The organism is Lysobacter sp. Soil_C_59 (genome assembly GCF_057656415.1).
Map to the genome: position 1 here is coordinate 1 of NZ_JBDGKK010000018.1, position 9460 is coordinate 9460.

Genomic DNA, 9460 nt, shown 5'->3' on the forward strand with positions numbered 1-9460 from the left:
CGACTGTCTCGCAAATTCAGTCTGGCACCCACCGGGTGCCAAGGTGAGGAGGAGTCCATCCCATTGCTATCGGCCAGGAGCGGTCATCTCAGCCGGACTTACGGACTAGGGTGCATGACAAGGAGCAGAACCATTCCGGCTCTGCCACAAGGGAACCAGGGGGTTGTCACCGACCCTGGTCGTGGTGGGATGCTTTGAGGCAAACACTGCGACGAGGGCAAACGGTTCCGCGCCCACGTTGATGAACGTATGAGGCACCCCAGCCGGTACTTTTGCTACGTAGGGAGCTTCGACGGTGAGTGTGTTCTCCCCTATCCGGTATTGGGCGCTCCCTTCCAGCAGTACATGCGCCTCTTCAGTGTCATGCACATGAAGTCCCGGGCCGCCGCCAGGATGAGTCTCGGTAATGATGAACGAGAGCGTTTCAAAACCGTACTGATCGCCGATTAGGCGATAGGTGAACTCTCCAGGTACGCGATAATTGTATTCAAGCTGATCAAACGTAAAGAAGTTGGCCGCGGAGTCGTGCGGCTTCTTCGGTCGGTTTGAAAAGGCTTGGCAGGGCAAATTTGGGCTCGACCCACTTTTGGTTCCACCCGAATGGTGAGACCCAATATGCGACTTCGATTCGGCGTCGGACTTCGAGGGCGCCGCCGCAGCCATCCCGTCGTGTGGATGCGCACCACCGCACACGAATGCGAGCACCGTCGCTGCAGTCAAGGCTACGCTCGAGCATCCGCGCATGTGCCCCCCTCGTTTTGCGCCTCTGTCTAGCCAGACTTCGGAACCTGGTACGACCATAAAGCTCTCGACCTGATTACCTAACGCCTTTCCACCCGGAGATCGGACAAGCCAAGGGCACCTCACGAAGCGGCGGAGTGCGTCGCGACATCCGCAGCTCAAGAAAGGTCGAGATCAAACATTCATGGCACCCCGCCGGGGAACTGACATCAAGGTCCGCTATCGGCCATAAGCGGACATCTATCCGAAGCCTTGGTCATGGGCAACCTTTACCCATGCGACGTCAACAGGACCGTCAAATCCCACGACCGCGTCCACACCACAATGCGGGCAAATCGCGGTCTGATCTTGATTCTCGCCGTCGCACCAGTTGCTGATGGAGTCGGGTGGGAACACGGTAAAGCAGAAGTAGCAAACTGCCACCTCGCTAGTGAGGAGACGTTCGCGGTGCATGGATGATTCGCAAGTCCTTCCCATCGCTCCCCAACCCCAATGTCTGATTTCGGCCAGAAGCCGACGTTCGCCAGGGTGTCCGGGCGAAAGTCCCGTCTGCGTTGGCGTTCTGGACGGTCGTTGCGATCGGGAGTGCCATCGATGCGAAGGAAGCTGGTTCTACTGTTCTGCCTGCTCTCAGCCCATCCCCTGGTGGCGTCTGCGTTCCCCCATGGCGGGCCGGTGATAGACATGCATGTGCATGCCTTTCCCTTGGACCTGCCTCCGGGCACTGCGGCCTGTCCCGGCGACCATGGGGTGACCAGCCCGGCGATCGACCCAAAGGAGCCGCTCGATTTCGCCAAGTTCGCAACCTGTGCGAGCCCGATGCTTGTACCCGACAGCGACGACGCACTGCGTGACGGCACCATTGCCGCATTGCGCCAGCATGGAGTGCGGCGCGCAATGACCGAAGGTGCACCGGATAGGGTCGCCGACTGGCGCCGTATCGCGCCGGATTTGATCCTGCCCGGAGTGGGCTTCGGCAAGCGCCAGGATCTGTCCATCGCCGAATTACGCCGCCTGCATGCCGCCGGCCAACTGGCGGTCCTGGGCGAGGCATATATCCAGTACCGCGGCTTGCGGCCTGACGACCCTCGGTACGAGCCCTATTTCGCCCTCGCCGAAGAACTGGACATCCCCGTTGGCATCCATCTGGGCGAAGGCCCGCCGGCGACGGCCCGCGTTCCCGGCCACGAGAGCTACCGCGCCAGTATGGGCTCGCCATTCCTCCTTGAGGACGTGCTGCGCAGGCACCCGAAACTTCGCATCTACGTGATGCACTACGGTTCGCCGCTGATCGACGAAATGATCGCGATGATGTTCACCTACCCGAACCTTTACGTGGACGTGAGCTGCAACAACTGGGGATTTCCCCGCGCCCAGTTCCACGACGCACTCAAGCGCATGGTCGATGCCGGCTTCGGTCAGCGCATTCTGTTCGGTACCGACCAGTTGTATTGGCCGGACGCAATCGGGGAAGCGATCAGGTCGATCGAACAGGCGCCGTTCCTCGACAATGCGCAGAAGCGCGACATCCTGTACAACAACGCGGCACGTTTCCTGCGTTTGAGCGAGCAGGAAATCGCAGCCGACCATGCGAGCTCCTGAGGCACCAAGGCGGGCACATGCTTGCTGCGGGGTGATGCTTCGTCGTGTGGGCCAATGGAGAATGCCCGCTATCGGCCAGGAGTGGACGTTCCTCCGCCAATGTGTTTCCGCACCTCGTTGAGAGAACCAAAGTACGGATTCGAGTCCAAGGCCTTGGCCGTGTGCAGAGTCACCGCCAGCCGTTCGGCCTCGACAGCTTGTTCGAGGACGTAGGTCCCGCCGCCAGCGAAATTTCCGGAGCGCTCTACGGGCTCGATGAAACGAGGATCAAGGGCTGCTCCATTCTCGTCCCAGAACAGCCATCCGCCGGACTCGACGTCAATGCCTTCGCAGTAGTCCGTCAGCGCGGTCACGCTTGCGAACACATGAAGCATCAGATCATCGCTAGCGAGAGCGAAGTACATTCCGGTAGTCCCGAGGTCTGCTTTGGTCCGTAAGCAGACGTTAGCACCGCCCCCGGCGGTGGATCTAGCCGAGCGTCTGCTATGGGTCGGAAGCGGACGTTAACATCGGCCCCGGCACTCAGGCCCCCAATGTTCGCGACCTTCTATTTGCGTGCCAGAGCAGGTCGACCCACTGCGTTAAGCTTCGGCTTCCGCCCGGACCCAGGGTGGGCCCGGAGCCCGTATGCGCCCTTTCGTCCTCGCCCTGACCCTCTTCGTTGCGGCAGGCGCCGCCTTCGCGCAGGCCGAACCCGTCGCGCTCACCGGCGTGCACGTAGTGCACGTTGAGGACGGCCGCATCGAACGGTCGCAGACCGTAATATTTCGGGATGGCCGCATCCAAGCGATCCAGCCCGAATCGCAAGCCCTGGCGGCGGGCCCGTTGCGGCGCGTCGACGCGCGCGGCCTCTACCTGACCCCAGGTCTCTGGGACATGCACACGCATGCCCATCGAGCGGGGCGCGAGCGCTGGCACTACCCGATGTACATTGCCAATGGCGTTGTCGGGATTCGTGATGCAGCCACCCATCTGGGATCGGGCATGGCCTTCCGCGCGAACGGCTCACCCGCAGGACCAGTCCCACGCGTGATTTGGGGTTCCCCTGCGCTGGACCGTGCGCCGCCGGCGCTGTCCAGCGGGCTCGCCGTCGAGACACCCGAGGCCGGCCGGCAACTGGTGCGCCTGCTGGCGGGATTGGGCTACGACTTCATCAAGGTCTACGATGGCCTTTCGCCAGAGAACTACCAGGCGATCGCCGAGGAGGCAAAGCGCGTTGGCATTCCCGTCGAGGGACACACGCCCTTGACCCTGTCGCCGACGGACGTCGCGCGGGCCGGGCAACGCACGATCGAGCATTTGACGCTCGTCCTGGAAGCCTGCATTCCCGGCACGCTCGACTGGATCAAGCTTGATCCCTCGGCCGATTCCATGGGTCTGATGGCCGACGGTCGCTTGGCGGCGAACCTGGACCGCTTCGATGCCGACGCCTGCCAAGCTCAGTCCCGGGTGCTGGCGGAAGCCGGCGTGTGGCAAGTGCCGACGCTGGTGCAGACGCGTGGCTATTTCGTTGTCGCGCATGACGATCCCGCGGACGAACCGCGCCTGGCATTCGTGCCGCCCGAGACCCGCGCCGAATGGCTCGCCCTCGTGCGCGATGGAAAACCTGCGGAACGACTCGCCGGCGCAAAGGTTTTCGAGCGCCAGAAACAGCTGGTGGGCGAACTTCACCGCGCCGGCGTCGGAATCCTGGCGGGCACGGATGCCTCGGACGAGGCCTGGGTCTTCCCCGGCTCCGCGTTGCACGACGAGCTTGCGCTGCTGGTCGATGCCGGGCTTTCGCCGCTGGACGCCCTGCGAACTGCCACTCTCAACCCGGCGCGCTATCGCGCTCGCGGCCGCCCGCTCGCACCGCTGATCGCCCCGGGCAGCGATGCCGACCTGGTGCTGCTGCACGAGAACCCGCTCGAGGACATCCAACGCGTGCGTGGCATCCGCGGCGTGGTCGCCGCAGGGCACTGGTACTCACCAGAGGACCTTGCCGCGATGGGCGCGGGCGTGCGGGACTCGTGGCTCCGGGACTGACGTACTGCTGGGTCAACAGCGCCGAGGCCGACGCGCTCGCCCGTGAGGGTTTCGCCAGTTGCATCCGCCACCAGACTTGGGAGTTGGCCACGGCGAAGGTGCTGGAATTCGACCGAGGCGCAGCCGCATTCGCATCTTCCGACCACCTGCAGTGAGTCAGGGCTTGGGCGCATCGCTGTTACTCACTTCTTCAAGCCTGCGACGACTTCCTGCACGCCAAGTCCAAGCTCGAGCTGAAGGCGCACGTACTCGCGCTCCTTGCGCGACAGGCTGCGACCCATCTCGATACGCACATCCTCAGCCTCCAGAATGCGCACAATCCTGGGCATCGCCGAGCCTATGGCGTCCGGCCCGTAACCCGCCTCGCGCAACGCCGCACTCAGAAGGGCTTCAATATCCATGATGCCTCGCAGGTCTATTCGCACGTCACATTGTGCACCAGCACATCCGTGCGCTGCACCCTCGCGACGAACTCTCGATCCATGAAAACGCCGAGGAATTTGACCAAGACAAAGCAGCAACTGGGGCAGGCTCCGTCATTGCCTCCCGCGCCAGGCGTGAGTTTGCCGTGGGCGAACGCATGGCGAACGGCTCCAGCCAGTGCAGCCGGGTTCACCGACTTGCCCGCCAAATAGTCCTCGACGAAGCTCTTGTCGCCGCCAAGATGGTCGGCGGCGGCCCCGAAGAACTTCTCGTGACCCTCGATGCCGCGCAACTTCTCCATGACGCGGTCCTGCTCGCCAGCGGGTATGGCCCCTTCCAAGTCTTTTTGCGTCCAACCCAGGCAACCCAATAGATGCTCGAACGCGGAGTAACACAGTAGTAGCTTGATAAGCGCCGTATAGCCGTGCACGGTGCTGTCGCTAAGGACAGCAAAGTCGGCATGCTTGAACGACTTCGCTGCCCTATAGCGCGCACCGAACCGGTTCACGTCGCCGACAGTTGTGTGCTTTCCGAACCCCATACAGGGAAGGCCCGACGGCACATTAGCCTCGTAATCCTTCCATCTGGGCGGATAGTTCACCTTGTCCGTGGCTTTGATCTTCATCGGATCTCCTTGTGAGCGGTGCTCAAACGATACGTCTCGCACCCTAACAGTAGCGGTCTTCCAAGCGACCGTACTAGCGTCCATCTCGCCCTCGCAACTGTCACCTGGCGCTCACACCAGGTGCGGATGCTTACGTGCCAGAGCATTCGAGGAGCGTCTTTGTGTTTGATGTGCTTCTAATCGCCGCGGTTCTTCCATTCGCACGCCTCTTTGCGCGGCGAGCCAGGTCGCACCAACGCCGCCAGCGCCGCCAGCAATCGCCCCTCACGTGATCGCGGCAGGCTGTGTAGTCCAATCCATCGATGACTACCAGGACTGATAAGGCTCGGACTGCGGACGCTTTCGTTCGTGTCCGGGGCGCCCGTGAGCACAATCTGAAGGACGTCGACGTCGACATCCCCCGCGATGCGCTGGTGGTGTTTTCCGGCGTCTCCGGCTCCGGGAAATCATCGCTCGCGTTCGGGACCTTGTACGCGGAGGCGCAGCGGCGGTATCTGGAGTCGGTGTCGCCGTACGCGCGACGGCTGATCGACCAGGTCGGAGTGCCGGAGGTGGACTCGATCGAGGGCCTTCCACCGGCGGTGGCACTGCAGCAGCAGCGCGGAAGTCCCAACGTCCGATCCACTGTCGGCAGCGTGACCACCTTGTCGAACCTGGTGCGGATGCTCTATTCCCGGGCGGGCACGTATCCGCCCAGGCAGCCGATGCTCTTTGCCGAGGACTTCTCCCCCAATACCCCGCAAGGCGCCTGTCCCGAATGCCACGGGCTGGGGTACGTGTACGAGGTGACGGAGAAGTCCATGGTGCCCGACCCGTCGCTCAGCATCCGCGAACGCGCGATCGCGTCCTGGCCGCCGGCCTGGCACGGACAGAATCTGCGCGACATCCTCGTGACACTCGGCTACGACGTTGACATCCCCTGGTCGAAGCTCCCGAAGAAGGATCGCGACTGGATATTGTTTACCGAGGAGCAGCCGGTAGTGCCGGTGTATCCGGGCTTTACACCAGCCGAAACCCGCACGGCGCTGCGCCGCAAGACCGAACCTGCCTACATGGGAACGTTCAGTGGCGCGCGACGCTACGTCCTGCACACGTTTGCGACCACCCAGAGCGCCCTCATGAAGAAGCGGGTGGCGCGCTACATGGTGGGCGCCTTGTGCCCCACTTGCGACGGCCGCAGGCTCAAGCGTGCCGCCTTGTCGGTCACCTTCGCCGGACTGGATATCGGTACGCTTTCGGGGCTTCCCCTGAGCCGCGTGGCCGATGCGCTCAGGCCCGCCGCCGAAGGCCGCTTCGACAAGCCTGCGGCGGGCCGGGGGCGCACTCGAGCCAATAGCCGTGACGATGCTGCTGCGCGCGTGGCCGCAGGAAGCCCCGCTCACACCGGCAGCGCAGACGTGCGCCGTACACCTGACCTGTCGCAGGAGAAGCGCATTGCTGCACAACGCATCGCCCACGACCTGCTCGAGCGCATCGCCGCGCTGGAAGCGCTCGGCCTGGGCTATCTGGCGTTGGATCGGCCGAGTCCGACGTTGTCGCCTGGCGAACTGCAGCGGCTGCGACTGGCCACGCAGATCCGCTCAAACCTGTTCGGGGTCGTGTACGTACTCGACGAACCGTCGGCCGGCCTCCATCCGGCCGACAGCCAGGCCCTGTATTCCGCGCTGGAAGGACTGAGAGCTTCGGGCAATACCGTGTTCGTGGTCGAACACGACCTGGACATCATGCATCGCGCCGATTGGCTCGTGGACGTGGGACCGGGCGCGGGCCAGCATGGGGGGCAAGTGATGTACAGCGGACCACCGGCGGGTTTACGGAGCATCGAGCCCTCGCAGACGCGCCGATACCTGTTCGCCAAACCTGACCGGCGACACCGCGCGCCACGGGAAGCCACGGGCTGGCTGGAACTGGAAGGCATCCGGCGCCACAACCTCCGCGACGTCGACGTCAGTTTGCCGCTCGGCGCATTGACCACCGTTACCGGGGTGTCGGGCTCGGGCAAGTCGAGCCTGATCGGGCAGGCTCTGGTGGAGTTGATGGGCGAACACCTCGGACACGAACAACCCGCAGAAGAACCCGAAGGGGACGTGCTGCACCCGGGGCCGATCGCCACGACCTCGGGGCGCATACGCGCTGGTTCCGATGCGCTCAAACGCATCGTCAACGTGGACCAGAAGCCAATCGGTCGCACGCCGCGGTCAAACCTGGCGACCTATACAGGGTTGTTCGATCACGTCCGCAAGCTGTTCGCGGCGACGAGACTGGCCAAGGCACGGCACTACACGGCCGGGCGCTTCTCGTTCAACGTCGACAAAGGGCGATGCGAAACCTGTGAGGGCGAAGGCTTCGTGAGCGTGGAAATGCTGTTCATGCCAAGCGTCTATGCTCCCTGCCCGACCTGCCACGGCAGTCGGTACAACAGCAAGACGCTCGAAGTGAAATGGCAAGAGCGGAACATCGCGCAGGTGCTGGACATGACAGTCGATGATGCGCTGGCGTTCTTCGAGAACGAACCTCCCATCCAGCGCGTCCTGGCCTTGTTGCATGACATTGGCCTGGGCTATCTGCGCCTGGGCCAGCCGGCGACGGAATTGTCCGGCGGCGAAGCGCAACGAATCAAGCTGGCCACGGAGTTGCAGCGCAGTCAGCGCGAAAAGACGCTCTATGTGCTCGACGAGCCGACAACGGGCCTGCATCCGGCCGATGTCGACAAGTTGATGACGCAACTGCATGGCCTGGTCGACGCCGGCAACACGGTGGTCGTGATTGAACACGACATGCGTGTGGTAGCTGACAGCGACTGGGTCGTTGATATCGGGCCAGGTGCGGGCGATGAAGGCGGGCGCGTCGTGGCGTTCGGAACGCCTGCAGACGTGAGCCGTGCAAAGGAAAGTCGAACCGCCGCTTACTTAAAAGAGTGGTTCCCTTGAGCGCAAAAACAAGAGATTGCGAGGGGCCCGAACATTTCGCCCGCAAGCAATGTCGCCGAACTGTTGCAAGGAATGGCCCTCACAGACGTCCGAGGCAGCGGCCACGACCGCTTTCGGCCAGGAGCGGTCGCCAACGCCTGAGTTAAGCCGAGCCGCGAAGCGGCTTCGGCTTGAATGAATTGTCAGGTGCGCGGATGGATACCCAGCCGCACCTTAGCTGCGTACGGTAAGAATTGCTGCTGAAGCTCATACTCCACTCGCCTTATGGTGCCTGGCAGTTCATCGGGCCAACCGTCCATTTCACGCACAGTGATGAGGCCCATTGTTAGTTGCTCAAGGCTGTCCGGCTCGGCTGCACCAGCAACGACGGAAGCGCAGTAGTCCAACTGGGAAAGCACTGAGCTTTTCCAAGGTAGAAGTGCGGGCAATCGCGCCACCTCGCTCTTGCACCATTCGATAGCCGATGACGTGTCCACGGGCACCCAACTACTGATTAGACGGACCCGTGGGTCCGGTTATACATCCGTCGCCACACCCCAGCGAATGGGATGCACCCCATGGCCAACAACCGCTTGGGTCGGACGACCTCGCCGGACCCCTGTCCGCTATCGCCAGAAGCTGACGTCTAGTCACCAAGAAACCAGATGTACGTGTGCGTCCTTGATGCTCCCTCAAGTAGCCGCACGATCGCATGGAGATGCGTGCTGGCCCGCTTGGGAACGTTCGGCAGCAACTGGCGAAGTTCCAGTAACAAGATGGGGAGCTGTAGCTGGTTGAAGCAGGCGTCGCCTGCGGGGTCGATAAAGCGCAGACAAACGCTACCCGACTGTCGATGCAGGAGACCACTGATATCGCTGAGTGCGCCGTCATCATCGACCGCACCGAGAATCGCGCCACGCTCGTCCTTCCAATATACGTCGATGCCCATGCCCGCTCCTGCATTGGTGTCACTCAGGCCCCGCCGAAGCCTTCGAGCGTCCGTTCTGGGTCGAAGAGGACATTAGCACTGGTCTTTCGCTTCCGCCCTGCCCCAACGACCGTATATGGACTCCTCCTCTTGCTGCAAGCATCCTGCATCCGGCGCCCTAGTCGACTGCGCACGTATATCCGGCCT

General features: G+C 62.8%; 9 protein-coding genes. 3 read left to right on the top strand and 6 right to left on the bottom strand.

Translation table 11 applies throughout. The features are described 5' to 3' along the window. Positions 1 to 105: 105 nt before the first annotated feature. Positions 106 to 720: a cupin domain-containing protein gene (locus AC3A3Q_RS18615; protein WP_487587631.1), complete on the bottom strand. Its 615-nt coding sequence runs from the start codon at positions 718 to 720 to the stop codon at positions 106 to 108. 615 nt (positions 721 to 1335) lie between these two features. Here AC3A3Q_RS18615 and AC3A3Q_RS18620 point away from each other — a divergent pair. Further along, positions 1336 to 2343: an amidohydrolase family protein gene (locus tag AC3A3Q_RS18620; protein WP_487587632.1), complete on the top strand. Its 1008-nt coding sequence runs from the start codon at positions 1336 to 1338 to the stop codon at positions 2341 to 2343. Between the two features lie 68 nt (positions 2344 to 2411). On the opposite strand, the gene AC3A3Q_RS18625 is transcribed toward AC3A3Q_RS18620, so the two are convergent. Then, positions 2412 to 2747, bottom strand: a complete 336-nt coding sequence (locus AC3A3Q_RS18625) for a hypothetical protein (RefSeq protein ID WP_487587633.1) — start codon at positions 2745 to 2747, stop codon at positions 2412 to 2414. 223 nt (positions 2748 to 2970) lie between these two features. Between AC3A3Q_RS18625 and AC3A3Q_RS18630 the strand changes: the two genes are divergently transcribed. Next, positions 2971 to 4368 carry an amidohydrolase family protein gene (locus AC3A3Q_RS18630; protein ID WP_487587634.1) on the top strand — a complete coding sequence of 466 codons (1398 nt, stop codon included), beginning with the start codon at positions 2971 to 2973 and terminating at the stop codon, positions 4366 to 4368. A 182-nt stretch (positions 4369 to 4550) separates the two neighbouring features. On the opposite strand, the gene AC3A3Q_RS18635 is transcribed toward AC3A3Q_RS18630, so the two are convergent. Together AC3A3Q_RS18635 and AC3A3Q_RS18640 are read right to left on the bottom strand one after the other, a co-directional pair. Further along, on the bottom strand, positions 4551 to 4769 hold the full coding sequence (locus AC3A3Q_RS18635; protein ID WP_487587635.1) for a polyprenyl synthetase: 219 nt from the start codon (positions 4767 to 4769) through the stop codon (positions 4551 to 4553). Positions 4770 to 4783: 14 nt separating this feature from the next. Continuing rightward, complete coding sequence (locus tag AC3A3Q_RS18640) at positions 4784 to 5416, bottom strand: hypothetical protein (RefSeq protein ID WP_487587636.1); 633 nt, start codon at positions 5414 to 5416, stop codon at positions 4784 to 4786. A 302-nt stretch (positions 5417 to 5718) separates the two neighbouring features. Here AC3A3Q_RS18640 and AC3A3Q_RS18645 point away from each other — a divergent pair, with 302 nt between their 5' ends. After that, entirely contained in the window at positions 5719 to 8346 is a 2628-nt protein-coding gene (locus tag AC3A3Q_RS18645) for an excinuclease ABC subunit UvrA (protein WP_487587637.1), read from the top strand. Positions 8347 to 8528: 182 nt separating this feature from the next. On the opposite strand, the gene AC3A3Q_RS18650 is transcribed toward AC3A3Q_RS18645, so the two are convergent. Both AC3A3Q_RS18650 and AC3A3Q_RS18655 read right to left on the bottom strand, forming a co-directional pair. Continuing rightward, positions 8529 to 8828: an immunity protein Tsi6 family protein gene (locus AC3A3Q_RS18650; RefSeq protein WP_487587638.1), complete on the bottom strand. Its 300-nt coding sequence runs from the start codon at positions 8826 to 8828 to the stop codon at positions 8529 to 8531. Between the two features lie 143 nt (positions 8829 to 8971). Next, complete coding sequence (locus AC3A3Q_RS18655) at positions 8972 to 9274, bottom strand: hypothetical protein (protein WP_487587639.1); 303 nt, start codon at positions 9272 to 9274, stop codon at positions 8972 to 8974. Positions 9275 to 9460 lie beyond the last annotated feature (186 nt).

What these genes read in the sequence shown, in the direction of transcription:
- AC3A3Q_RS18620 (WP_487587632.1), top strand. Translation starts at nt 1,336, where the DNA reads ATGCGAAGGAAGCTGGTTCTACTGTTCTGCCTGCTCTCAGCCCATCCC.
- AC3A3Q_RS18625 (WP_487587633.1), bottom strand. Translation starts at nt 2,747, where the DNA reads ATGTACTTCGCTCTCGCTAGCGATGATCTGATGCTTCATGTGTTCGCA.
- AC3A3Q_RS18630 (WP_487587634.1), top strand. Translation starts at nt 2,971, where the DNA reads ATGCGCCCTTTCGTCCTCGCCCTGACCCTCTTCGTTGCGGCAGGCGCC.
- AC3A3Q_RS18635 (WP_487587635.1), bottom strand. Translation starts at nt 4,769, where the DNA reads ATGGATATTGAAGCCCTTCTGAGTGCGGCGTTGCGCGAGGCGGGTTAC.
- AC3A3Q_RS18640 (WP_487587636.1), bottom strand. Translation starts at nt 5,416, where the DNA reads ATGAAGATCAAAGCCACGGACAAGGTGAACTATCCGCCCAGATGGAAG.
- AC3A3Q_RS18645 (WP_487587637.1), top strand. Translation starts at nt 5,719, where the DNA reads ATGACTACCAGGACTGATAAGGCTCGGACTGCGGACGCTTTCGTTCGT.
- AC3A3Q_RS18655 (WP_487587639.1), bottom strand. Translation starts at nt 9,274, where the DNA reads ATGGGCATCGACGTATATTGGAAGGACGAGCGTGGCGCGATTCTCGGT.